A 22,208-nucleotide genomic window follows, 5' to 3' on the forward strand; every position below is an offset into this window, starting at 1 on the left:
GCTCTGAAAGTGCCACCTGGAGGTGACACGTTGCGGCAGGGGGAGTACGGCGCAGGCCGCGCCCGCTCCGTCCGTGGCGGCCACGGCGATCCGCAGAAGCGCGGTCACGGCAACTGCCTGGGGACGGTAGCGAGCGGCGGCAGTGACCAGCTCAGCGCCTTCCGCCCCGTGCCGGAGGTGACGGGCTGGATGCCGGTGCTGTCGGAGAGGTCGACTCGGTACGTCTCCGGGCGGTCGGCCCGCACCCAGCGGACGTACACCTCCTCGAGTTCGGCCCATACGTCGCGCGGTCCGTGGACGCGGACGGTGCCGTCGCCGGGGCCTGCCACGGCCCAGGAGTCCTCCTCGGGGGCGACGATCGTCATCGTCTTCGCCTGGAAGTCGCGCACGAGGCCCGGAGCGAGGTAGGCGGCCGCGATCCAGAAGCCGTAGGCGTCGTCCGCCGGCGGCGCGAGCCGGGTGGGCCGCACCGAGCCGGGGTCGGTCTCGATCCGCGCACGGTGATCCAGGGCGCTGAGCCACGTGTAGCCGAACATCGGCCGGTAACCGCTCGACCGGCCCCGCAGGGTGGCTGCGATCCGGCCGGTGTCGGTGCGGGTGACGAGGAGTTGACCGGGCCAGCTCGGTGTCCGGGTCGTGAGCGTGGTCAGCAGCCGTCCCCCGGGTGCGAGCTGCTCCGCCCATGCCGGGGCGAGGCACGGCACCCCGATGCCGGAGTGGATGCGGTCGTACGGGGCCCGGTTCTCGTGCCCCTCGAGTGCGTCACCCTCGGCCACCGTCGCCTCGATGCCGAGGCGGTCGAGGTTCCTCTGTGCGAAGGCCGCCATGTGTCCGTCGCGCTCCACACCGGTGGCAAGCCCGGCACCGGTGATCGAGGCGGCGAGTGCCAGGGAGACCCCCGGTCCGGGCCCGAGCTCCAGATAACGGTGGCCCGGCGCGAGTCCGAGGTCCTGGAGGGCCTCGACCGTAGCGGGGGTGAAGCTGGACATGGAGGTCATGTGGCCGCCGGTCACCGGGCCGCGGGCGAGAGCGTCGAGGGGTTCGCCGTCGCGCTGGAACAGGATCGACGCGTCGCTGTGGATGAGGTCGAGCCACTCCTCACGGTCGTCGGGGTGGGAACCGTCGAGGAGACGCCAGTCGATCGGATCCGCGCCCGGGCCGCTGAGGCGGAGGTAGGCGTGGGGGAGAAGCACCTCGCGGGGTACGCGGAGCAGGGTGTCCCGCAGCAGGGGGTCGGTCAGGGTTCCCGCTGAGGTGAGTCGGTCGACCATGGCGGCACGGCGACTGCTCGTCGCACCGGGCTGGAGATCAAGGGACATGCGGGTTGTCCTTTCGCGGGTGACGGGCGGTCGCGGGCATGGTGGTCAGGCGGCGGACCGGTGCCCACCGCAGCGCTGCCGGGACGAGACATGGGACGAAACACGGGACGGTTTCGGCGAGCAGCGCCGCGAGCAGCCCCCGCGAGCCGCGCCGCGTACAGGGAGAAGACGCCGGCGGTGAGCGCCGTCGGCCGGTGGCCGTCACGACCGGTTCAGCTCCGGTCGACGGGCGAGGGTGTGCACGAGGTGACCGATGTCCCGGTACGGGCTGCGCCAGGAGGCGGCCCATTCCAGTTCCAGAGCCGCCTCGTACGCGGCCCTTCCGGGGGTCCAGCTGTCGTCGAGGTGGTCGTGGAAGATCCGTACGCCCTGCCAGGCCAGGGGTGTGAGCCCGTGCCCGGCCGCCAGCCGGTCGAGGTCTTCGGCGATGTCGGCGCGGGTCTCCAGACCGAGGTTGCCGGTACTTCTGTCCGCTGCGGACTCGATGAGCCGGCGCGCACCCCCGTAGTCACCGGTCAGCGCCTCGCGGACGCCGATGGCCCGGCGGTTCTTGGCGAGGATGCTCAGCAGGCCGCCGGGCGCGACCTGTTCGGCCAGCCGGGCGAGCGCCTCCTCGGGGCCGTCCAGATACATCAGTACGCCGTGGCAGCAGACCGCATCGAACACCTCACGACCGTGGGGGAGACCGTCGATGCCGGCCTCCACCAGCTCCACGCGGTCGCGGAGTTCCGGCAGGGCCGCGAGCCGGCCGGCCGTGATGGCCAGCATGCGGGGATCCGGGTCGGCGCCGGTCACCTGGTGTCCGGCGCCGGCGAGCCGGATCGTCATCTCGCCGGTCCCGCAGCCCACGTCCAGGATCCGTACGGGTGAAGCGGGAAGTTCGGCCCGCAGACGGCGCTCGACGAGGTCGTGGCGCAGTCGGCCCCGGGAGCTTTCCGAATGCTCGGCATAGGCGGCGCCGACGGCGGAGAAGTCGTTCACCGGGGCCACCCCGTCAACTCCGCCGTAAGGAGGCCGTCGAGCGCGCCGAGCGCGTCGAGCGCGCCGGGGTGCCGGATGAGGCACTCGCCGACTGTGGATCGCAGGCGGTCACGGGACGGGCGCATGTCAGTACCTCACCAGGGTCGCGGCGAACATACGGAACGAGAAGGGGAGGGAGGGAACGCAGGGCATGTCGGTACCTCACCGCGGTGGTCGCGGGGAGTGACGGGGCCGAGAGAAGGCCGCCGAGGAAAGAGGAAAGGCGTCGTGCGTCAGTGTCGGCCTGATGAGAGCCGGTTGATACGGGTCGGCAGGGGCGGCTATCGGAGGTGGTCCCTCAGTACCTCCTCCGCCTCGTCAAGCCGCTCACGCAGAACGACGGCGGCCTCGACGCGGTCCCTGGCGTACGCCTCCAGAGACTCGGTGGCGGGCCCGAGGCCGTCCACGACCGCGTTGAGCGGATACACGGTGCACCCCAGATACGCGGCCGTCAGCCGTACCACGCTCACCAACTCCTCCACCGGCACCGCCGGATGACGCTGGTGATAGACGGCGGCGAGGCAACCCAGCCCCTCGGGCCAGTCCGGTTGGGCGAGGACAGTACGCGGGTCGAGTGCCAGTCGGCCGAGCTCCCACATGAGGCTGCGCCGTCCCGGCGCGGCGAAGTCGATCACTGCCGCGACATCGTCCCCGCGCAGGAGCACGTTGGGGCCCGACAGGTCCCCGTGGACCAGTTGCGAGGTCGTCCGCTCCGGAGCGCCCTCCAGCAGCCGCGCCACCGCCGGCAGCCGGGCCAGCCGCTCGCGTGCCGCCTCCACCGCCCACTGCTCGAAGTCCGAACGAGGCGGGTCTGCCTCGTAGCGATGGACGAGGCTTTCGAGGCGGGAGCGGCTGCGTACAGGATCGACGGCCCTGTCGCGTGCCTCGAGCCGGGGCGGCCCGAACCGGTGGCGGGCCAGGCTGCGGTGCAGAAGTCCGATCGCCTCACCGACGGCCTCCCATCGACGCCCGGTGAGGCGGCCGTCGGCGGTGACCGTGTCGTGCAGATAGCGGGTGACTGACATGGTCACTTCCCCGTCCGAGGCGACCAGTTGCTGATGGTCGACCGTGTAGCGGGCGCGGGCGACCGGTACGCGGCACAGCCGGGCGTACTCGCTCAGCGCGGCGGCGCTCTCGGCCGTCCTTCGATCCGTGCCGACCGTGTAGGTCTTGACGAACCAGGCGGTGCCGGCCTTCGTGGTGGCCACGTAGTTACGGGTCGCGGTCCCGGACGGACCCGGGGTCACCGATGCCGGAACGATGCCGAACTCGGAGGTGAGCATCAGTGTCACGAGGGGGATCCGGTCTTGGGAGGCTGCGGTGGTGGTCACGACGCGTCTTCTTCCTGCGCGGGCCTCGCGCTCGGGTGTGAGGCGGGGAGAGGAGGGGGGAGGCGGCCGTCGGGAGTGGTGAGGGGTGGGAGCACGGCTCCTCCTTGGCAGCGTGGGGGCGAGAGCGGTCAGCGGTCCTGGGAGAGCTCGAGCAGCTCGGCGAAGGTTCCGCCGCCGTGGACGAGGTCGTCGTACCGGCCCTGCTCGGTGATACGCCCGTGCTCCATCACGACGATGTGATCCGCGATCCGTGTGTTCTCCAGGCGGTGGGTGACCACGATCGTGATGCGGTCGGCGGCGATGGCCTTGATCTGCTCGAAGATCCGGTGTTCACCGCGCGGATCCATCTGAGAGGTGGGCTCGTCGAGGATCAACAACCCCGGGCGCCGGTACAGAGCCCGGGAACACGCGATCCGCTGCCATTGCCCGCCTGAGAGCTCTGTGCCTCCGAAGACATCGCGGGACAGAAGGGTGTCAAGGCCGGCGGGGAGGTCCTCGACGGCCTCGCGGAGGCCGACCGCGTCGACGGCCTCCCACACCGGGACGTCGTCGTGGGTACGGGGCTGACCGAGGGTGATGTTCTCGCGGACGCGCAGCGGCCACTGCGCGAAGATCTGCGGCACCAGACCGGTGTCCGCCCACACGGTGGCGGGGTCCACCTCGGCGAGGTCGGTGCCGTTCCAGGTGACCCGTCCCTTGTCGGGCAGATAGATCCCGGTGAGCAGCCGGGTGAGGGTGGACTTCCCCGAGCCGTTCGCGCCGACGATCGCGAGGATCTGGCCCCGTTTCAGAGCGAGGGAGACACCGTCGACCGCCGGCCTGTCCTTCCCCGGGTACTGGTAGACGACCTCTTCGAGCCGGATCTCCTCCGTCGGCGCGGAGTGCGTACGGGGCCCGCGCCGGGGCCTGCGGGCGGCGGCGTCGTCCAGGAAGGCCTGCATGTCGCTCAAGTACAGGCTGGTGTGGAAGAGCGCGGCTCCGTGGATGACGACCTGGGACAGTGCGGCGAGTGTGGTCTGGACGGCGATGACGGCCGTCGCGGCGACCGGGAGCGCGATGCGTCCGGACACGGCCAGCCACGCGAGGGCGCTCCAGGTCGCGACGAGGAAGACACCGCCGGCCAGAGCGGACAGCAGAGCGATCCGCAGGGTCCGCGGGGCTGCGGCCAGCGTGCGGCGGTCGCACCGGTCGGACAGGGCCCGGTACCAGAAGACCAGGTAGTCGGTCATCGAGTTGGCGCGGACCTCGTCGCCGTACTTCGATGTGGTCGCCCACCAGCGCATCATCCCCCTGACGTTGCGGTCCGCCACGTTGGCGTAGTGGATCTCGTAGTCGACCCGGGCGCTCAGGACGGCGCCGATACCGGCCGGCAGCACGGCGAGCAGGAGCAGCGGCAGCATCAGCGGGTTCAGCACCGACAGCACACCGCCGGCGGTGACCATGCGGATCAGCGCGGACAGGAACCGCTGGGCGTCGGTGACCATCACGTGCGTACGGATCACCCCCATCTCGGCCGCCTCGTGCCGGTCCGAGAACCCCTCCTCCGCGTACGCGGACGCTTCGACCCGGCACACCGCCTCCACCAGAGCGCTGTCCGTCTCCGTCGTCAGCCTCGGGGTGATCCGCCGCTCCGCGTACGCGGCCACCGCCGCCGTACCGCGGGCCAGCGCGGCGGCGAGCGCGACCACCAGCAGCGCCGGGAGAGCTCCCTGCAGCCGGGCACTGGCGGAGCCGTCGCCGAGGACGTGTTGCATGGCGCGTGCGGTGGCGGTCAGCAGCACGGCGGCCGAGACGCCCGTGACCGCCTGGCAGCCGATCAGCAGCTGCACACCACGCCGGTCGATCCGCCACGCCAGCCGGGCGATCCGGCCCAGGACGGCCGGGAGCTGCCCGCACATCCGCCGGAAGGAGACCTCGGCGAGCGGATTGACCGAGTACTGCCCGCTGTACGTGATCTCTGCAGGTGGGGGTGGAGGCGGGGGAGTGGTGGGGTTCTGCTGCTCGTTGGAGGCGGTCGAGGTCAACGTGGTCCCCCTGACGGTTGTCCGACATGGTCGTGAGGTTCAACGACACCGCAGAGATATCGAACACATGTGTTTCAGTCTTCTCCCGGACCCCGAGATTCTGCGCGTGGCGGAGCGTGGAGGATGCATCGACCCGCTTCCGGCAAGAGGACGAGAGGAAAGGGGTGTTGGCCGAAACGCCGGTGGTACCGCCTCGCGCGACTCTGCCGACCCGCTGCGCTGGAGAAACCCTCACTGTTTTGTCGGCTCAGGTGGTCGGCGCTGCGGAGGAACGCCTGTTGAGGGCGGAGAGAGGGGGCGGCACCCTCATGGCCGCCCGCCGTGGCGAGGGCGGAGCCGATGGTGATGATCCGGCTTCAGCCAGTGGCTGCCATGGCGGCGGTCGGCTCATGGGCCAGGAGGCAGTGGCTGGCCAGGTTTTGGTGGCCAATGCGTCGTCTCAGTGGGCCGGCGTCGTCTCGTCAACGGTCGGGGGCATTGCTGACCAGGAAGTCGATCGGGTCGGGCTGGTGGTGGCCTGGTGGCAGAGGGTGCGCATGGCCTCGGCCTTGCGGAGGTCGGTCGTCAGGGGACAGCGTGGCCGCCTCTGTCGGTGCTGTGCGTGGCGAGCTTGTCTGGGGTCTTGTCGTCGTCGAGTGGAGTACGTGTTCAGACGAAGGCAGCTTGTACGTACGACGGTTACTGAGCCGTTTCATCCTGAATAGTCGCAGGTCAGCAGCGTGTGGACGGCTTGGACGATGGTGCCGATGCGGCGGGTGGAGCATCTGGCCCGGCGGAGCAGTCGCCAGGACTTCAGCTGAGCGAAGGCGCGTTCGCCCGGGGCCCTCAGTCTGGCGTGGTCTCGGTTGAAGTGCTGGTAGTGGGCGGTCTGTTCGCGGTGGCGGTAGTAGGGGGTGCGGACGGTGGCGCCGGCGCCCTGGTAGGCGCGGTCCGCAAGGATGAGGATCTGTCGGGTCAGGCAGGCCTGGACGACGGCGGTGGGCGCGGGCCGCGGTCAGGTCGTGGGTGCGGCCCGGCGTCGCGCGGGAGAACCACAGCGGTGTGCCGTCGGGCCGGGCGATGACCTGCACGTTCATGCCGTGCTTGCGGTGCTTCATCGAGTAGTACGGCTCATCCGCCTTGATGCGGTCGGTGGCGATCAGGGTCCCGTCAACGATCACGTGATCGCCCCCGCCCAGCCCGGTCAGGGCTTCGTGCAGGCCCGGAGCCCATGCTGCGAGGACGTCCAAGGTCTCGTCGACGTAGCGCCAGGCCGTCGCGGTGGAGACGCCGAACCCGGCAGCCAGGGCGGGCAGCGTCTCGTTCTTGCGCAGATGCACCAGCGCGAGCAGGGCCTGCTGGAAGCAGTCCAGCTTCCGCCACCGCGAACGGCGTTCACACCTTCGTGCGTAGATGAGCCAGGAAACATGCTCGACCAGCTCATGCGGGACGTCGAGCATGGCACGATACGGGACCAAGCGAGGCTCCTCGGACGATGCGTGGTGCGTAGAGAACACCACCGCAGCGACCAGGAGCCTCGCCTCGTCACCCACCCCCGCTGACCTGCCCTTTCACCCCGCAGAGACAGGATGAAAACGGCTCACTGAACCGATTGATCAAGTACGACGCGCCGACGAGCAGCGACTCCTAACGGCGGCGCAGCGATCCGGGCTCGCAACGAGTGGACCAGTCGCCTGCTGGCGACAATCGCTCTCCGCCGGCCCGCACGACGACGAGCCCGTCACCTTCGAAAGCGATTCGGTCACCGACAGGCAGGAAGAGCGGGTTCGCCAGTTCGAAGGCGTATCCGTCGTCAGCCTCGAGATCCTTCACCAGCACCAACCGCGAGGTCGGCGTGACTCCGTCAGCTATCAGGCGCATGCCGAAATGGTCCCACGCAGCCTGAGGCCGCTTCGACTCAATTCAGCAGCTGGCCAACGGCCAAGACGTTAAAGATCAAGTTGAGGCTCGTTGGGAGTGTTCTGGTCGCGTGGGGCGTGCCGTGCATAAGTGGTGTCGTTGTCAGTGGTGCTGTGCATGATTGGCGCGTCAGGTCTTCGCGAAGGCAGAGAGCACCATGCCGATCACAAACCAGCAGGTAGCTGGACACTCGTTCCTGCGGAAGATGTACGACGACTCGTACTTCCCTGATCACGTGGTCGATCAGGGAAGGGCCGTCCTGCTGCGGTTGTGCGAGCGCATTGAGGCCGAGCAGCCGTCGGATCTGGTGATTTTGTATGGGCTCACCCAGGCTGCAACGGAGGAGTTCAACCTGCTGGACAGGGAGTTCGTGGCGGCCGGGAGCGGGATTGAGACGGTTGCACGTGAGTGGATCTGTGACGAGTCTTGCTTTGTCGCGTCGGCGTACGGGTTCGCGGATGCGGATGCGGAGGAGCTGACCGTCGGCCGGGACTGGTGAACGAGGCCGGGAAGGCCACCTTCGATCAAGGCCATTCGTTCAGAGCTGCGACCAGGACGGTCGCCTCGTAGCGGGCGGCGGGCCTAATTGCCTCTCGGGATGTCAAGCAGCGACGCCACCCACCGACCCCCGGTTGTCGCGTAGACCGGGGAGGCCGTCACAAGACACAACGTATGCGTGGCGTATGCAGGCGGCCGACAACCGCACGGCGGTGGCTCGTAGCCGTACGATCCTCGGCCCGGGCGCATGACTGGAGTGGACGGTCTCGATCCGGTCGAGGGAGGCCGGCAGCATAGTGATCAGCCGGGGGGCCTGCAGGAACTGGCACCACACCAGCTGCAGGCAGGGCTCCTGATCGAATTCCCCCCCCCGTGCGGCCCTTCGGCGTCTGCTGTCGTGCGTAGCGCGTGTTGTAGCTGCTCGGGGCGGAACGATCTGGGGCGCGCACCCCTCTGGCCAAGGGATGCAGCGATCCGGAAACCCGGGTCTGGAAGGTCCACCACCTGCGCCCGACTGGGTCGGTGGGCACATGACGGCAGCAGTTCGACCGCCACTGGGTCAGGAGCGGGTACAGGAGGGTGACGGTGAGACCGTCCTCTTCGGCGAACTCGTTGAGGGCGGCCGGTTCGTCGCTGCCGTGCTGGTCGAGTGGGCGGGCGGGGATCTGGATCAGGGAAACGTCGACGTCGGCTTCTTTTTCGAGACGAGTCAGGTGACCGTCTTCAACGCGCTCGACGAGAACGGGTTGAGCTTCTCCCCGCCTGATCAGCACCAGCGGTCCCATGGGCTCCACTGAAGGGCTCTGTTGAAGGCCTTGCCAAGCATGCCCCATCGACGTCAACTCACCGTCAGGGGCACGATCATGACCGCAGAGGAGCCCAGGGGAGGAGGCATTGGAGCCGCTGGACGGTAGGATCTACGCTCCGATAACCGGTGTACCGCATCAATGGCGGGCTGGCTCTTGTTGTTCTCGTGCTCCACGAGGAAGCCGCAAAGGGCGGTAGAAGCACCTGCGGAAGCGGTCGGCTGCTCGCCTGCCAGCGGGCTTCCCCTCACCACCTCAGTGCCCAGAACATCTATTCGAGTAGCGCTGCTATGTCGCCTTGCCGCGACAGTCGTCTGGACTCCTCGGCCGAAACCCGCTCCGTTATCCGGCCAGGCCCGACGACTTCATGCCATCTGTGGGCAACGTGCCCTCGCCGGCGCCGTGGCACAACTACACAAGAAGGCTGACGCGGAGGTCATGGCCCCCAGATGCGTGGGTCGTTCGAGGTGGGGAGGCTGGAGCAGGTGGTGACCATCAACGTGGCGGTGCTCCTCATAGTCATCGTCGTCCTGCGATTGCGTCGCCGTACCGAGGCCCGCAGCCGTTTCGACGAGAAGACGACCGTGGCCATCGTCCTCGCCCTGGGCGTTCTCCTCGCTCCTACACCTGTGGGTCAGGGGATCGCGACCGTTCTGGGCCAGCTGACGAGCGGCGTCACCCAGGCCAGCCGTTGAGTTCCGGCCGAGGAGAGCACCGATGAGTAGTCGCCGACCAGCACGTCGCCGCCGCAGAGGGAACGTTCGCCGGCGCCGCCACCAGGAACAGCAGCTGACCGTTCTCGCCCTTGCGGCGGTTGCGGCCACAGGTATCGCGTTGGCACTGCTCAGGTGGTTATTGGCTCACCCGTGGATTCTCGTCATCGTCGCTGTGCTTGCGGCCCTGGCGGGAGCCCTCTGGCTGCACCGTCGGCAGCACAGAGCCCGGTGGGAGGCGGTGCGGGCCCAGGGACTGCGCTACGCGCTGACCCACCTCGACGGCCTTCACCACACACGGTTCGAGGAGGCGGTGCGTGACCTGATGTACCGCGACGGCTGCCGTGACGCGGTGCGGGTCGGAGGAGGCGGCGACCTCGGAGCGGATGTGAAGGCCACCGATCCCTTCGGCCGTCGCTGGGTCGTTCAGTGCAAGCATCGGCGCAAAGGTCTTGCCGGGGCTGCTGTGGGAACCCCAGATTTCCAGGTCCTCAACGGCACCGCGCGTCAGGTCCACCAAGCCGACATCGCCGTGATCATCACGAACGGCCGGGTCACCGCGCCGGCCGTGGCTTTCGCCCGGCAACAGCGGCTCCACGTGGTCGATCGTCACACTCTGGCGGCGTGGGCTTCAGGTTCGCGCCCGTTGTGGGAACTGCTCCGAGGCATCCCTCCACCCCGCAGCCCGACTTCACGCTCCTGAGATCAGCCACGGGCGGCCGTGGAATGCGACGCGTCGGCTGCCCGGATCCTCTGCACGGCCGACTCGAGTGCCGCTTGTCGCGGGTGCACAGCTGCGCCGACGCAGGTGCGTGACGGGGGCTCACCCTGCGAGGACTGGAGCCGGTCCCCGTGCACGTGCGGGGACACGAGGACCGGCTTGAGGCGGATGACCCGTCCTGTGGGCGTCCAGTACGACCATAGGACGGGGAGGGCCATTGCGCTCGTGGTGATCCGCTGACCGGGCGGATGGTGGGTGTCGAGTCTGCCTTCAGCCCCATCACTGCCAGCCTTCCTCAAGGTAATCCCTCGCATACCAGAAGCGACGGAGCGCTCTTCCCACAGTGCGTACCGGGTGCCGTAGCGGTTCCCGCTCGTCGTCCGTCAAGTCCCCGCGAACGGTCATGCAACGGAAAACAGTTCTGCCGTCTGATCCGCACGGCCTACGCTTCGGTGATCGATGACACCGCATATCCAACCCGACGGGGGTCTCGGTGTGGGCGTGAACAGCGGCGACGGCCCTGCAGCGCTGGAATGGATGCCTGGTTACGTCTTCCGGCCGTATCGCGGCCAGGAAGACCACGGCGTCATGGCCGCTGTGCGGCTGGGCTGTGTAGAGCGGGACCGGATCGACACCCGCTCGATTGTGGAAGGCCTCCCGACGGCAGCCGAGATCGCCGAAGCCTCCGCCAAGTTGGACGACCCATCCCAGAACCAAGTCCTGGTGGAGCACGACGGTGGCGTCGTCGGCTACTTGACGATCAGGTGGTGGCAGGAGCGGGACGGGACGTGGTTGTACCTGCACCGCGGCTATCTGCTGCCCGAGCACCGCGGCCAGGGCATCGGCTCAGCCATGCTCAACTGGGCGGAAAGCCGTATCCGCCGGCTCGTGCAACAGCATGGAACCGCACAGACGGCCGTCCTCGGCGCGAACGCCATGACCTCTGAACAAGATGCAACGAAGCTACTGCTCGACAGGGGATACCGACGTGTCTTCGGCCTGGTGGAGCTGGAGCTGGCCGATCTCCGACAGCTCCCCGACGACAAGCCGTTGCCAGTCGGCATCCGAGTCGGTCCCATCGATCCAAGCGGCTACCGCGCGGCCTGGAAGACGGTCGTCGATTCGTATGCGGGTGCCGCCTTCACTCAGAGGTGGACGTTGGAGAGCTTTCTCGCCACGGCCGACTCGGCCTGCTGGCGGGCTGCTTGGGATGGGGGACAAATGGCCGGTGTCGCCCTGTGCTCCATCCGTCGGCAGGACCCCACGGTGGGCGAGGTCGAGGAATTGAGCGTCCGGAAGGAGTCGAGGCGCCTGGGACTTGGGCGGGCCCTGCTGCTGAACGGGTTGCGATGCCTTCGAGAGCGCGGTGCAGAGACCGCCCGGTTGTACACCGGGACCGCGAATCCGCACCGGTCCTACGACCTCTACGAGAGCGTAGGTTTCCGGCGCCAGAACGTGCACGTCCGCTACCGCAAGCCGATCACCGTCTGATTCCGACAAGGCAGCTCCGCAGCATCTTGATGGTGCGGAACCTCGAAGACGGAGCGCGGATTGATCGCCAGGACAGGTCCTGGAGGGACTTGCTGAGTGGCCGAGCGGTGTGGCTCTGACTAGTGCCGCATCAGGAAAGGTTCGCCCTGTCGACGACGGCGTGTACGTGTCGGTCGTCGGCGCTCGTCATCGTCGATCTCACGTCCCCGACGGCCGCGGCTGCTCCGGTGGAACCGAGCTCTCGGCGACCGCCATCCACTGATCCAGGTCGGCCTGGGTGAACTCTGTCCACGGTGGGATCTCGGGGAGCTGTCGGAGAAGGTCGTAGGCCTCGGAGATCTGGGGGCCGCGGAGGACAGGGCAGTGGCAGCCGGCGATGACCTCGGCGTTCAGGTGTTGGAAGTAGCTGACGACCGTCCCGAACTTCTGGGCGTCCAGCAGGGCGACCCAGGGGGAGACCAGCCGACCGCCGAAGAACTGGCCGTCACGGAATTCGTCCGGCGACAGCGCTGCCGTTTCGGGCACGGGGGTCGGCACGTTCGTGGCGAAGGTGTCGACGGCCCACAGGGTGTTGGTCTTCCGGTCGAAGAGAGCGCGGGTTGTGGGGTTGTCGTACAGGGGCGGTCGTTTGGCGACCAAGGTGCGATCGCCCGCGTCGATCGTGTCGCCGTCTGTCATGAAGCGGCACCGGTTGATGGGAGTCTCCCACTCCTCGGCCATGCGGCCGATGGAGAACCACGTTGTCAGCAGGGTCGCGTTCGGGCACTCGGCGAGGACCGCCAGGAGGTTGCCGGCGTGGTCGCGGTCGTCGTGGGTGAGGAAGATCCACCGTACGTCCAGAGGATCCACGACGGACCAGGCTGCCTCCAGCCATTGGGCGCGCACTGCGGGCGCCCCGGTGTCCACGAGAATCGGTTCGGCTCCTCGGATCACCATCGAGTTCATCGGAAAGTGGCCGACCGGCGGGGCCTCAAGGGCCCACGGGATGACGAACGTCTCCTCGGCGATCTTGTACGGCTGCAAAAGATTGAACGTATCCATGGTTGCCATGGGTGCTCTCCTTGGGCGGAGTCGCCGCAGGGTCCATAAACCAGTCCAGCCCCGTGCCGGGCTGTTGGCAACCGCAAAACTCGTGGTGGTCGGCTCAGGTGAGCGACGACGGCCCGAGCACTCCTGGCGGCATCCGGGCACCGCCCGTGCGCACGACACCGACGGGCCCGCCATGTCGACGACCGACGCCTACGCGCCGTCGTCGACAGGGCGAACGTTGCCTGATGCGTCACTGGCGTATATGTGCTTGGGGGCTGGCAGCCTCCGACAGCTTCGGGCGTTTCTGGGCCACTCCGCCGTTTGTGAGGGTGCCTTACCAACGGGTGAAGTCGTAGACGCCGGTCGGGGTGTAGGAATCCTGGGCGGGGGAGCGGTTGCTGTCGAGTTCGAACGTGACGGTGTCGAGGATGTGCCGGCGGCCGTCCCCCAGCACGACGCGGGTGACGCCTCGTCGCTCCGGCGGTCACAGGGCACCACGGAGTTCGCTGGTGCCGACGCGGGTCGGTGTCACCTTGCTCCGACGGTCCTTGCTGTTGAACTTGGTACGGCCCAGCCTGGGGCTGCCGCGGCGATGGCCATGCTGTCGGTGTCGGTGTCGGTGTCGGTATGGGGCGTCGCCCCACAGGGTGCGGCGGGCCGCCCCTGACTGCTGAGCAGCTCCTCGTACTGCTCGTTCGACATCACGGTCAGTTTCTCCGGCCCGTCCACGGCTTGTGCGGGAGTCCCGCCGAAGGAGAGGACCGCGGTGACGGCGAGTACGCCGAGACGAAGCAAGGACGACCTCCGGACGACAGTGATCCAAGGCGATCTGCTGACGTCTCACCGTAACCGCTCGTCACTGAGAGTTCCGGGAGCCTGGCGGAGCCTGCGGTCGGCCCGGGCCTGTAACGTCGGTGATTCCCGCTTGTCCGATCCCGGCCGCGCCCGAGATCTCGCCGTATGTTTCGGGCTGGTGCGACCGCCGTACGACCCCACCGAGCCCCATGCCTTGGACGGTGTCTCACGTGCCGATCTTGTCCGCTGCGGGGCTATGGGCGTTCAGGGGACATCCTGTCGGCTGGCCAGCTGAGCCGGCCGTCCACGATGGTCGGGAGAGACGTAGGCATCTCGTCGGTGACCGCGGAGTCCGTTGAGGACCCGGCGAAGGAGCCCCCGGTCGGGTTTCGGTCCGCACAGCAGGAGCTCCCCGGTACGACGCTGACGGGCGTGCGCTGGGCCCGACGCAACGCCCCCGCCTTCGCTCATCCCGTCGGCAAGGCCGGCGCCGACTACCTCTGCCGCCTCGACGACCTCCGCCTCTGGGCGCGGAACTGTCCTCGGAGCGGGGTGCAGAAGCGTGAGCGATGAATACAGGGTCCGACGACGGCGATGTCCGCCCCGGCGTCCACGGTGCAGAGGAAGTCGGATCACGTGTGCCGGCTGCTGGCCGGCTGCTCCGACCCGCGAGGAGCCCTCTGTCGGGAGGGAACCCACGTGGGCGTCCGGGCGGGTCAGGCAGCCTCGTAGTGGTGCGCGTGGCCGTCCTTCCATTTGACCCAGGCCGGGTCGTCGAGGAGGTTCTCTGCGTCGGGCAGGCCGGCGCGGCGGAGGAACTCGACGACGTCGTTGTCGCTGTAGGCCAGGCCCAGGATGTTCCCGTGAGCGGTGACGCGCCGGCCGCCGGTGGGGGAGGGCTGGTGGACGACTATCGGGGCGCTGTCCATACATCCAGGATGCATCGGGTCGGTCGCGGGACACAGAGGTCCGTGTGAGGCCGGCGGGCGGATTCGCAGGAGGCGGGGGATGAGCCCTTCTGCCCGAGCCCTTCTGCCCGAGCCCGGCTTCCCGCCCGTTCAAGAGGGCTGGGGGCGGAGGGTGAGGATCTGCTGGGCGTGGCCGACGGGGCCGGCCGTGTCGTGGAGGACGGTGGTGGTGACGCCCTGGGCGGTGGGGCCGAAGACGACGGTGGTGTCGAGGCCGGTCCAGTGGCCTCGGGGCTGGCGGTGGAGGTGGATGGTCAGGTCGACGTTGGGGAACATCCAGGCGGTGGGCGGCTGGCGTACGGCGATGCCGTTGGCGGTGTCGACCAGTGCGACGTACGAGGCGAGCGGGCTGATTTCCTCGCCGGCGACCAGGTCCAGGACGGTCGTGATCCACGCGGTCGCTCGGCCCGGCTGCGGCGGCGCGACCGGGCGCACGTCGAGAGAGGCGATGTAGCCGCCCGGCCACACCGAGGTCATCGGCCAGGAATCGAGCACCTCGGGCGGCGTGAGCCGGTCGGCCGTTCCTCCGGCGACGGCCGTGGTGTCACCGGAGGTGAGCAGCCAGGCCCTGGCCCGTACGACGGGCCGGTCGGAGATGAGGACGAGGGCTTCGATCAGTTCGATGGTGCGGCCGGGCCGTATGGTCTCGATACGGATCTCGCACTCGTCGAGGGCCAGACGGCCCAGGATGTCGAAGCTGATCCTGGACACGGCGAGGTCATCGCCCGGGCGGTCGGCGAGGTGGCGGTCGAGGGCATGGACGATCAGGCCCGCGAGCGGGCTGACGTGCATCTCGTCGGGGTCCCAGGCTCCGCTCGCGTGCGGAGTGGGCTTGTAGCGGTGCTCGTCGATGCGTTCGAAGTAGCTGTCGGTGCTCAACTGACGTGTTCCTTCCAGGGGGCGGGGGCGGGGGCGGGGCTCAGGCGGTGAAGACGGTGCTGGTCAGCAGGACGTGGACGGTGGTGCCGCCGAGAATGCTGAGCAGGGCGTTGCGGCGCCAGAGGTGCAGGCCGACGGTGACGGCCAGTGCCACGAGCGGCGCCACGGCACGGACCTCGGTCACCGGCAGGTCGTGCAGGCAGTAGACGACCAGGATGATCATGATGCCGGCCGGCATGCGGGTGCTCAGGTACTGCACCGTGCTGCTCGCGCGCAGCGGGGCGAGGGCGGCGAACGGCAGGGCGCGCAGCGCCCAGGTGACGGCGGCGGCGACGAGAACAGTTGCGATGGCGTACGTGGTGTCAGGCACGGCTCGGCCTCCTGGCGGTCATCGAGTGCCGGGCCAGCAGCCCGGCGGTGAACAGGGCGAAGGCGACCAGCAGCATCTGGCCCGGGAGGACGACCCGGGCCGCGAGCGCGCTCAGCAGGGCCAGGAGCGGGGTGGGCAGGTCGCCGCGCAGGTCCCGCAGCGCGTCCAGGGCCAGCACGGTGAACAGGGCGGTCAGGGCGAAGTCCAGACCGGTGGCGCCCTCGGGGATGAGGGAGCCCAGCAGTGCGCCGGCGGTCGCGCTCCCGGCCCAGTACGCGTGCAGGAAGAACTGGGTCCACAGGATGCGCGGGCCGGTCCACGAGCGGGCCTGTTCGGCCGAGGCCAGCGCGTACGCCTCGTCGCACAGCGCGAACGTGCCGTACGCCTTGCCGAGCCGGCCGGTGACGCGGTGCAGGGGGAAGGACAACGCGTAGAAGACGTGGCGGACGTTCACCAGGAACGCGGCGACCGCGACCGACGCGAGGGGAGCCACGGCGACGACGAGGCCGATCAGCAGGAACTCGAACGAGCCGCCGAAGGCGACCGCGGCCGACAGCGACGCCCACCACCAGTCGAGACCCGACTGGACGACGAGCGCCCCGAAGGCGAGGCCCAGCGGCACGAATCCCATCCCCACCGACAGCGAGTCCCGGAACGCCGTCCGCGCATCGGACGGCGGCCGGCCCACCGGATCGGCGGCAGGCAGCAGGGAAGCCGCAGCAGCAGAACGTATAGGCATGGAGACATTTTAGAAAAGATGTCCCCTTATATGGTTGCGTATCATGGCTGTATCGTCGGGTTATGAGTAATGAAGTGCCACTCGATGCGATCGATCGTGAAATTCTGTTTCATCTGCGTGAGGACGGGCGGCTGACCAACGTCGAGCTCGCCAAGCGGGTCGGCCTCACCCCACCGCCATGCCTGCGCCGGGTCAGACGGCTGGAGGAAGCCGGCGTCATCACCGGGTATCGGGCCGTGATCGACCCGGCCGCTGTCGGCCGCGGCCTCGAAGTCCTCATCGATGTCGAGATCTACGCCAACGACCGCAAGAGCTTCGAGGAGTTCGAGAAGACCGTCGCCTCGTACGAGGAGGTCATCGAGTTCCGACGCATGTACGGCCGCCCCGACTACTTCATCCGCGCCGCCGTCGCCGACCACGCCGCCTGCGAAGCCTTCCTCACCGGCAAGCTGAGCGGACTGCCCGGAGTCCAGCGCTTCACCTCCCACCTCACGATGAAGACCATCAAGTCCGTCGGCGCGTGAACGGCCGGGATCCCGGCAGGCGCGGACTGATGGTGGACGTCATCCGCTCCCGCGACGGACAGCTCGTCGAGGCGAAGCAGGTGCGGGGTCCGGAGTGCATGAACAAGAGTTCCGTATATGCGGTACGCCCCCTGAGCACAGGGAAGACCTCGATGACCTGCTGCGCCGGCACCTGGGCGCATTCGCCTACTGACCGGCGGCCATCATCCACCGCGTGCATCCTGCCGCGCCCAGGAACGGACCGGGCTGAAGAGGTGGCCCGATGAGTGCAACGCAGGTGGCACTGGCACAACCAGAACGCCCGCCACTCCGATGTCATGACTGCCCAGCTGCGCGAACGCGCCCGTATCCGCAGCGAGAAAGCCATCTGTCCGGGGCGGCCGCCCTCCCAACCCTGCCGACCCTGCGGCCTGACCGCCGTGCTGTGACTGTCGGCGACTTGGCACGAGCGGCCTCGCCGCAGGGACAAGCCCCGTCAGGGCTCTTCGGGTTTGCGGGCCAGCAGGCAGGCGTGTGGTCTGTTCGCCCGTCCGCCGGGCTCCTGCTCCAGCCTCGCGGTGACGACGAGTCCGGCCTGTTCCAGCAGGCCGATCATGCGATTCAGGGGCAGGAGGTACGACTCGTAGGACACCGGTCGGCCGTAGCCCTGGGTCGGCTGCAGCCGTTCGTCGCCGACGTAGTCTCCCCAGAGAAGGTAGCCGCCGGGTGCGAGCGTGCGGTGGAACTCGGCGAACACCGCCGGCAGCCACTGCGGGGGCGTGTGGTGGGTGGAGTACCAGGCCAGGATGCCGCCGAGCTCGTCGTCCCTCGTCTCCAGGGCGGTCATCGAGCCCTCGGTGAATCGCAGGTCCGGATAGGCCTGCCGGGCCAGCCCGATCATCTTCGGTGACAGATCGACGCCGAAGGCGGACACCCCCAACCCGGCCAGGTGCGCCGTCACACGGCCGGGGCCGCATCCCAGGTCCGCGACGGGCCCCAGACGGGCCGTCCGCACGAGTTCGGCGAACCCCGCCAGCATCGCGCGTGACAGCGGGTCCATCGCGGCGGGAGGCGGGACGCGTTCGACATAGTCGGCGGCGACCGTGTCGTACGACTCGCGAACGGCGGTCAGGAAGGAGGGCTCAGCCATGCGGGCGACCCTAAACCCGAACTGCCAGGGTGTGGCACGACCTCGAGTTGACTTGCGCGACATCCACCGCCGTTGACACCCGGCCATCGCACCACTCCGGTACGACGCCCGCGCCAAGCAGGGTGCGGTGAGCCCAGCGCCACCGCCTCGGCGACGGAAGCTGACCCGTCGTCGGAATCGTCCTGTCCTGTCCTGTCCTGTCCTGACCGGCCGACGGCGGGGGCGGGCCGCGCCGACCCGACCTGAACCGCCCCAACACCGCCCACCCCCGTCGCCACAGCGTCCGTCGTCGACCGCGAGCAGCCGGTTCGCCGCATCCGCGTCTCCGCTCAGCGGCAGCGCCCGCAGCGCGCACAGCACCTGCCACGTGTCGCTGCGGACCACCTCGTACCCCTCCGACTCGGGCGGCAGTTCGCCCTCGTACCCGGCAGGCAGGAGCAGGACCTTGCCGCCGCGCGGGCCGTTGCGACCGGGCAGGCCGAGGTCGACCAGCCAGCGGTGGTAGTGGTCGTCGAGCAAGCCGACCAGTGGTACCGCCGGCAGCTCGATCACCAGCGGACCGCCCTTGCGGAGGTCCAGGCCGCTGCCGAGGTACGGAGTGTCGGAGTTCAGGGTGAACCCCACGTGCAGGGGGCGGGCGACGAGGATCTGCGCGGACTCGTTGTCCACCGCTCCCGCCGCCCGGGTCCCGCGCATGATCCCCTCCATCGACACCAAGGGATAGAAGAAGCGGTACGCCGCAATCCGCCGAACGAGTGAGCGTGCGGGGCGCTCTGATCGCCTCGGGCGGTGGGCTCCGGTCACCCGCTTGCTCGGGCAGGGCGAGTGCGGGCGGACGAGTGCACCCTGGCGACCTCGGCGAGGTGGGCACGGCTCGGTGAGTACGGGCTTGGCAATCATGGCGAGGAAACCGTTCCTCACCCGTTCAGCGGGCAACACTCGCACCCGACCTCGGAGATCGCGAAGGTTGCACGAAGACGGAGGCGAACACGTTGGGCCGTGCCAGAGGGAGGCGCCGGGATGGGCGAGGCGATCGGCGGGATGCTGGCGTCGGCGGTGGGGGTGGCGATCAGTCCGCTGCCGCTGATCACCATGATCCTGATGCTGTCCACGCCCCAGGGGCGCCGCAACGGCTTCGCCTTCACCGCGGGCTGGGTCGTCGGCCTCGCAGCCGTGGTGACGGTCGTCGTGCTGGCAGGCAGTGGCGGCAGCGGCGACAAGGGACAGACACCCACCTGGGCCGGGTGGCTGAAACTGGGACTCGGTGTGCTCTTCCTGCTCATGGCGTTGAAACAGTGGAAGGACCGGCCCCGCGGCGGGCGCGAGGCCGAGCAACCGGGCTGGATGCGGAGCGTCGACCGGTTCACGCCCGGCAAGGCGGCGGGCCTCGCCGTCGTCCTCGTCGTCGCCAACCCCAAGAACCTGGTCCTCGCGGTCGGCGGCGCCGTGTCCATCGCCACCGCCGACGCGTCGACGGCCGGGAAGACGGTGGCCGCCGCACTCATGGTGCTCATCGGTTCCCTGTGCACCCTGCTGCCCCTCGGCGTGTATCTGTCGGGCGGTGACCGGTCGGCCCAGGTGCTTGCCGGCTGGAAGGAGTGGATGGCCCGGCACAACGCGGCGATCATGGCGACGGTACTTGCGGTGCTGGGCGCCAAGTACGTCGGCGACGCCCTCACGGTGGTCGCGTGACGACGGGCGACGCGACGGCCGAGCAGAGCGGGCGGACCGGCCGGAAGACCGGCCTGAGGACCGGCCGGACGCGATCGCTCCGCGCGCAGTGGGGTCGCCCTGGCTCCTCCGACGTGACCTCCGGCATGGTCACCGGTCTCTTCTCGATCCCTGAGGGCATGGCGTACGCGTCGATCGCCGGGTTCAATCCCGTCGCGGGCCTGTACGCCGGAGTCGTGCCGCCGATCCTGGGCTCGCTCACCGCCCCGACCGTCCTCATGACCACGACGCTGACCAGCGCCATCGCGCTGACCGGCCAGAGCGTCCTGGCCGACGCCGGCCTCGACCCGCACGGCGCCGGGAACGTGGCCGCTCTCACCGTCCTCGTCGGCCTGATCATGCTCGTGATGGGGCTGCTGCGGCTCGGTGTCGTGCTCGCCTTCGTCGCCAACGTCGGCGGCGGCCTCTTCCAGGCTCTGCCGTCGGGCGGCTCTCTCTCCCGTACGGGCGTGGCCGCCTCGGCGGGCGCGCGTACCCGCTGGGCCGGAGTCGTCTCGGGCGTCTTCCTCGCGCTCGTCGTCCTCGTCGCGGGCACGCTCGCCGAGCACATCCCCATGCCCGTGATCGGCGGCCTGATCCTCGTCGCCGGCGGTGAACTGATCTGGGGCAAGCGCCAGGACATCCTGCTCGTCCTGCGCACCTCCAAGCTCTCCACCGCCGCGATGCTGGTGACCTTCCTGGCCACCACCCAACTCCCGCTCCAGCGAGCCATCGTCATCGGGGCGGTGCTCTCCCTCCTGCTCTACTGCGCCCAGGCAGCCCGCCACGCCCGTTTCACCGCCCTCGTACGGGACGAGGCCGACCAATGGTCCACCGCCCCGGTCCCGGCCCGGCTGCCCCGGCCCGCGTCACCGTCCTCGCCTACGAGGGCACCAGCCTCTTCGCCGAACTCCCCGCCCTCCGGACGACCCTGCCCGACCCGGCAGACGCGCGGAACGCCGTCCTCGTGCTGGTCGTCCGCACCGCCCCGGACATCCCCTCCTCCGCGATCCTCAAGGCCCTGCGCCGCTACGCCGCCACGCTCACCTCCCAGGGCGGCCGACTCGTCCTGGCGGGCGTCCGGCCCGAAACGGCCGAGGTGCTCCGCCGCACGGGCATCGCCGACCACGTCACCCTCGTCCCAGCCGACGAAGGCCCGCTCCTCGCTCCCCTGGACACGGCCTACGCCGAAGCCTCGGCCTGGCTCGCCGCGCCCAGGCCCGCGGATGCCGAACGACCCTCGGGGGGAGCCCCACCGCCGCAGCGCTGAGAGCTCCCTTGCGGTCCCACCCGAACCTTCGGGAAGTCCTCAGGCGATCCGGTCACCGGAGGTCGCCTTTGGCGGCTTCAATTTCACGAGGCCGAAGGCCAGTCCGACCAAGACGACCCTCTCTACGAAGGTGCGCCGGCGAGCCAGACGGCCACGCCACCGTGGTGCGAGCAGGTACCCCGACGGTGCGCGGAATAGCTGTAGCTACCGTCGTTGCATTGGGCGGTGGCTCCTGCGGGTGCCTGTTGAGCGCCGTCTGAGGACGTAGAAGAGCTCGAGTCGCTTCCCGACGAACTGGAGCCGATCGACGAACTGGAGCCGATCGACGAACTGGAGCTGCTGCTGGACGAGTCGTCGCCGTAGTCGTTGCCGGTGCCGGAAACGGTGGAGGAACCGTCGTCGCCGTTGTCGTCCCCCGTACCGGAAACGGTGGAGGAACCGTCATCGCCGTAGTCGGTCCCTGCACTCGAGCTGGTGGAGGAGTCGTCGGGGCCGGATTCGTCGCTGCTGCCGACCCCTGTCGGGTCGTCGCAGGTCTCACCCTCGCTGGATTTGACGGTGTCGAACGTGAGCGTGTCGTCCGTGCTCATCGTCGCGCCGGCCGCGGGCTGCTGAGAGCAGACCGTCCAGTTGCGGTCCAGGAACTGCTGACGATCCAGACCGGTGGCGTCCGTCGAGTCGAGGTTGTAGATGCCGTCGGCCTGTGCTGCGTCCTGGGCTGCCTGGAGCTCCATGCCGACGAAGTCCGCGACCGTGACGGTCGTGGCCTTGTCGTCGTGGACGGATGACGAGATCGATGAGGTCGATGAGGCGGACGACGGGTCGTTGTCGTCGTTGAACAGAGCACTGCACCCGCCGACTACGAGAAGTACGGCGAGCATGAAGCCACAGCCGACGCGGAAGTTCTTCCTGTCCTCCGCGGTCGGCTGAGGTCTCTGGTTTCGGGCCATGTCTGGGTCCCCCCCTTGCTCCT

At 69.1% G+C, this 22,208-nt stretch carries 22 protein-coding genes and 3 pseudogenes; 10 read left to right on the top strand and 15 right to left on the bottom strand.

Translation table 11 applies throughout. From position 1 onward, the window contains the following. Nucleotides 1–104: 104 nt before the first annotated feature. The 6 genes and pseudogenes from GGE06_RS37075 to GGE06_RS37100 form a co-directional block, all read right to left on the bottom strand. Nucleotides 105–1,319 carry a methyltransferase domain-containing protein gene (locus tag GGE06_RS37075; protein ID WP_246532962.1) on the bottom strand — a complete coding sequence of 405 codons (1,215 nt, stop codon included), beginning with the start codon at nt 1,317–1,319 and terminating at the stop codon, nt 105–107. 201 nt (nt 1,320–1,520) lie between these two features. Beyond that, complete coding sequence (locus GGE06_RS37080; protein WP_312883431.1) at nt 1,521–2,300, bottom strand: methyltransferase domain-containing protein; 780 nt, start codon at nt 2,298–2,300, stop codon at nt 1,521–1,523. 320 nt (nt 2,301–2,620) lie between these two features. Further along, the gene (locus GGE06_RS37085; RefSeq protein ID WP_116163590.1) at nt 2,621–3,670 is read right to left on the bottom strand and encodes a phosphotransferase; all 1,050 of its coding nucleotides are present in this window, start codon (nt 3,668–3,670) and stop codon (nt 2,621–2,623) included. A 128-nt stretch (nt 3,671–3,798) separates the two neighbouring features. After that, nucleotides 3,799–5,694 carry an ATP-binding cassette domain-containing protein gene (locus tag GGE06_RS37090; RefSeq protein ID WP_181924744.1) on the bottom strand — a complete coding sequence of 632 codons (1,896 nt, stop codon included), beginning with the start codon at nt 5,692–5,694 and terminating at the stop codon, nt 3,799–3,801. 691 nt (nt 5,695–6,385) lie between these two features. After that, nucleotides 6,386–7,133: pseudogene (locus GGE06_RS37095) on the bottom strand (transposase family protein). A 187-nt stretch (nt 7,134–7,320) separates the two neighbouring features. Further along, nucleotides 7,321–7,554 (bottom strand): hypothetical protein, encoded by a 234-nt coding sequence (locus tag GGE06_RS37100; protein ID WP_147321128.1) that lies wholly within the window; start codon nt 7,552–7,554, stop codon nt 7,321–7,323. Nucleotides 7,555–7,750: 196 nt separating this feature from the next. On the opposite strand from GGE06_RS37100, the gene GGE06_RS37105 reads away from it, so the two are divergent. The 5 genes from GGE06_RS37105 to GGE06_RS37125 all read left to right on the top strand — a co-directional run bounded on the left by GGE06_RS37105 (nt 7,751) and on the right by GGE06_RS37125 (nt 11,822). Then, the gene (locus GGE06_RS37105; protein ID WP_184932857.1) at nt 7,751–8,092 is read left to right on the top strand and encodes a DUF5713 family protein; all 342 of its coding nucleotides are present in this window, start codon (nt 7,751–7,753) and stop codon (nt 8,090–8,092) included. 529 nt (nt 8,093–8,621) lie between these two features. After that, nucleotides 8,622–8,888, top strand: a complete 267-nt coding sequence (locus GGE06_RS37110; RefSeq protein WP_184932858.1) for a hypothetical protein — start codon at nt 8,622–8,624, stop codon at nt 8,886–8,888. A gap of 494 nt (nt 8,889–9,382) precedes the next feature. Then, nucleotides 9,383–9,592 carry a hypothetical protein gene (locus GGE06_RS37115; RefSeq protein WP_184932902.1) on the top strand — a complete coding sequence of 70 codons (210 nt, stop codon included), beginning with the start codon at nt 9,383–9,385 and terminating at the stop codon, nt 9,590–9,592. A gap of 22 nt (nt 9,593–9,614) precedes the next feature. Beyond that, nucleotides 9,615–10,313 (top strand): restriction endonuclease, encoded by a 699-nt coding sequence (locus GGE06_RS37120; RefSeq protein WP_184932859.1) that lies wholly within the window; start codon nt 9,615–9,617, stop codon nt 10,311–10,313. Between the two features lie 513 nt (nt 10,314–10,826). Then, nucleotides 10,827–11,822 (top strand): GNAT family N-acetyltransferase, encoded by a 996-nt coding sequence (locus GGE06_RS37125; protein ID WP_312883432.1) that lies wholly within the window; start codon nt 10,827–10,829, stop codon nt 11,820–11,822. Nucleotides 11,823–12,020: 198 nt separating this feature from the next. Here GGE06_RS37125 and GGE06_RS37130 read toward each other — a convergent pair whose 3' ends face one another. Both GGE06_RS37130 and GGE06_RS37135 read right to left on the bottom strand, forming a co-directional pair. Beyond that, nucleotides 12,021–12,872: an MBL fold metallo-hydrolase gene (locus GGE06_RS37130; protein ID WP_246532963.1), complete on the bottom strand. Its 852-nt coding sequence runs from the start codon at nt 12,870–12,872 to the stop codon at nt 12,021–12,023. A gap of 507 nt (nt 12,873–13,379) precedes the next feature. Next, entirely contained in the window at nt 13,380–13,646 is a 267-nt protein-coding gene (locus GGE06_RS37135; RefSeq protein WP_184932861.1) for a hypothetical protein, read from the bottom strand. 432 nt (nt 13,647–14,078) lie between these two features. Here GGE06_RS37135 and GGE06_RS37140 point away from each other — a divergent pair, with 432 nt between their 5' ends. Then, nucleotides 14,079–14,219 carry a hypothetical protein gene (locus GGE06_RS37140; protein WP_181924747.1) on the top strand — a complete coding sequence of 47 codons (141 nt, stop codon included), beginning with the start codon at nt 14,079–14,081 and terminating at the stop codon, nt 14,217–14,219. A gap of 143 nt (nt 14,220–14,362) precedes the next feature. Here the strand turns inward: GGE06_RS37140 and GGE06_RS37145 are convergent, their stop codons facing one another. The 4 genes from GGE06_RS37145 to GGE06_RS37160 all read right to left on the bottom strand — a co-directional run bounded on the left by GGE06_RS37145 (nt 14,363) and on the right by GGE06_RS37160 (nt 16,602). Then, the gene (locus tag GGE06_RS37145; RefSeq protein ID WP_116163609.1) at nt 14,363–14,575 is read right to left on the bottom strand and encodes a hypothetical protein; all 213 of its coding nucleotides are present in this window, start codon (nt 14,573–14,575) and stop codon (nt 14,363–14,365) included. A gap of 129 nt (nt 14,576–14,704) precedes the next feature. After that, nucleotides 14,705–15,493 carry a thioesterase family protein gene (locus tag GGE06_RS37150; protein ID WP_184932862.1) on the bottom strand — a complete coding sequence of 263 codons (789 nt, stop codon included), beginning with the start codon at nt 15,491–15,493 and terminating at the stop codon, nt 14,705–14,707. Between the two features lie 40 nt (nt 15,494–15,533). Beyond that, nucleotides 15,534–15,863, bottom strand: coding sequence for a branched-chain amino acid transport AzlD family protein (locus GGE06_RS37155; protein WP_116163614.1), 330 nt, complete (start codon nt 15,861–15,863; stop codon nt 15,534–15,536). Beyond that, nucleotides 15,856–16,602, bottom strand: a complete 747-nt coding sequence (locus GGE06_RS37160; protein ID WP_184932863.1) for an AzlC family ABC transporter permease — start codon at nt 16,600–16,602, stop codon at nt 15,856–15,858. The genes GGE06_RS37155 and GGE06_RS37160 overlap by 8 nt, the downstream gene beginning before the upstream one ends. 62 nt (nt 16,603–16,664) lie before the next feature. Here GGE06_RS37160 and GGE06_RS37165 point away from each other — a divergent pair, with 62 nt between their 5' ends. Further along, entirely contained in the window at nt 16,665–17,126 is a 462-nt protein-coding gene (locus GGE06_RS37165; protein ID WP_116163619.1) for an Lrp/AsnC family transcriptional regulator, read from the top strand. A gap of 475 nt (nt 17,127–17,601) precedes the next feature. Here GGE06_RS37165 and GGE06_RS43040 read toward each other — a convergent pair whose 3' ends face one another. Then, nucleotides 17,602–18,255, bottom strand: a complete 654-nt coding sequence (locus GGE06_RS43040) for a class I SAM-dependent methyltransferase (protein ID WP_246532986.1) — start codon at nt 18,253–18,255, stop codon at nt 17,602–17,604. Nucleotides 18,256–18,576: 321 nt separating this feature from the next. Further along, a pseudogene (locus GGE06_RS43905) lies at nt 18,577–19,155 on the bottom strand (DUF1254 domain-containing protein); the annotation flags it as partial. Nucleotides 19,156–19,275: 120 nt separating this feature from the next. On the opposite strand from GGE06_RS43905, the gene GGE06_RS37175 reads away from it, so the two are divergent. The 3 genes and pseudogenes from GGE06_RS37175 (at nt 19,276) to GGE06_RS43055 (ending at nt 21,235) form a co-directional block, all read left to right on the top strand. Further along, complete coding sequence (locus GGE06_RS37175; protein ID WP_184932865.1) at nt 19,276–19,947, top strand: GAP family protein; 672 nt, start codon at nt 19,276–19,278, stop codon at nt 19,945–19,947. A gap of 158 nt (nt 19,948–20,105) precedes the next feature. Next, a pseudogene (locus GGE06_RS43050) lies at nt 20,106–20,597 on the top strand (SulP family inorganic anion transporter); the annotation flags it as partial. Between the two features lie 194 nt (nt 20,598–20,791). Continuing rightward, nucleotides 20,792–21,235, top strand: coding sequence for an STAS domain-containing protein (locus GGE06_RS43055; protein ID WP_246532994.1), 444 nt, complete (start codon nt 20,792–20,794; stop codon nt 21,233–21,235). A 122-nt stretch (nt 21,236–21,357) separates the two neighbouring features. Here GGE06_RS43055 and GGE06_RS43060 read toward each other — a convergent pair whose 3' ends face one another. Further along, nucleotides 21,358–22,185 carry a DUF3761 domain-containing protein gene (locus tag GGE06_RS43060; protein ID WP_246532964.1) on the bottom strand — a complete coding sequence of 276 codons (828 nt, stop codon included), beginning with the start codon at nt 22,183–22,185 and terminating at the stop codon, nt 21,358–21,360. Nucleotides 22,186–22,208: the final 23 nt, after the last annotated feature.

Source organism: Streptomyces nymphaeiformis (assembly GCF_014203895.1).
GTDB classification, from domain to species: Bacteria; Actinomycetota; Actinomycetes; order Streptomycetales; family Streptomycetaceae; genus Streptomyces; species Streptomyces nymphaeiformis.

Excerpts from the sequence above, each read along its gene's own strand:
- GGE06_RS37145 (WP_116163609.1), bottom strand. The coding sequence starts at position 14,575 with ATGGACAGCGCCCCGATAGTCGTCCACCAGCCCTCCCCCACCGGCGGC.
- GGE06_RS37130 (WP_246532963.1), bottom strand. The coding sequence starts at position 12,872 with ATGGCAACCATGGATACGTTCAATCTTTTGCAGCCGTACAAGATCGCC.
- GGE06_RS37175 (WP_184932865.1), top strand. The coding sequence starts at position 19,276 with ATGGGCGAGGCGATCGGCGGGATGCTGGCGTCGGCGGTGGGGGTGGCG.
- GGE06_RS37110 (WP_184932858.1), top strand. The coding sequence starts at position 8,622 with ATGACGGCAGCAGTTCGACCGCCACTGGGTCAGGAGCGGGTACAGGAG.
- GGE06_RS43055 (WP_246532994.1), top strand. The coding sequence starts at position 20,792 with ATGGTCCACCGCCCCGGTCCCGGCCCGGCTGCCCCGGCCCGCGTCACC.
- GGE06_RS37120 (WP_184932859.1), top strand. The coding sequence starts at position 9,615 with ATGAGTAGTCGCCGACCAGCACGTCGCCGCCGCAGAGGGAACGTTCGC.
- GGE06_RS37100 (WP_147321128.1), bottom strand. The coding sequence starts at position 7,554 with ATGCGCCTGATAGCTGACGGAGTCACGCCGACCTCGCGGTTGGTGCTG.
- GGE06_RS37075 (WP_246532962.1), bottom strand. The coding sequence starts at position 1,319 with ATGTCCCTTGATCTCCAGCCCGGTGCGACGAGCAGTCGCCGTGCCGCC.
- GGE06_RS37105 (WP_184932857.1), top strand. The coding sequence starts at position 7,751 with ATGCCGATCACAAACCAGCAGGTAGCTGGACACTCGTTCCTGCGGAAG.
- GGE06_RS37160 (WP_184932863.1), bottom strand. The coding sequence starts at position 16,602 with ATGCCTATACGTTCTGCTGCTGCGGCTTCCCTGCTGCCTGCCGCCGAT.
- GGE06_RS43040 (WP_246532986.1), bottom strand. The coding sequence starts at position 18,255 with ATGGCTGAGCCCTCCTTCCTGACCGCCGTTCGCGAGTCGTACGACACG.
- GGE06_RS43060 (WP_246532964.1), bottom strand. The coding sequence starts at position 22,185 with ATGGCCCGAAACCAGAGACCTCAGCCGACCGCGGAGGACAGGAAGAAC.
- GGE06_RS37165 (WP_116163619.1), top strand. The coding sequence starts at position 16,665 with ATGAGTAATGAAGTGCCACTCGATGCGATCGATCGTGAAATTCTGTTT.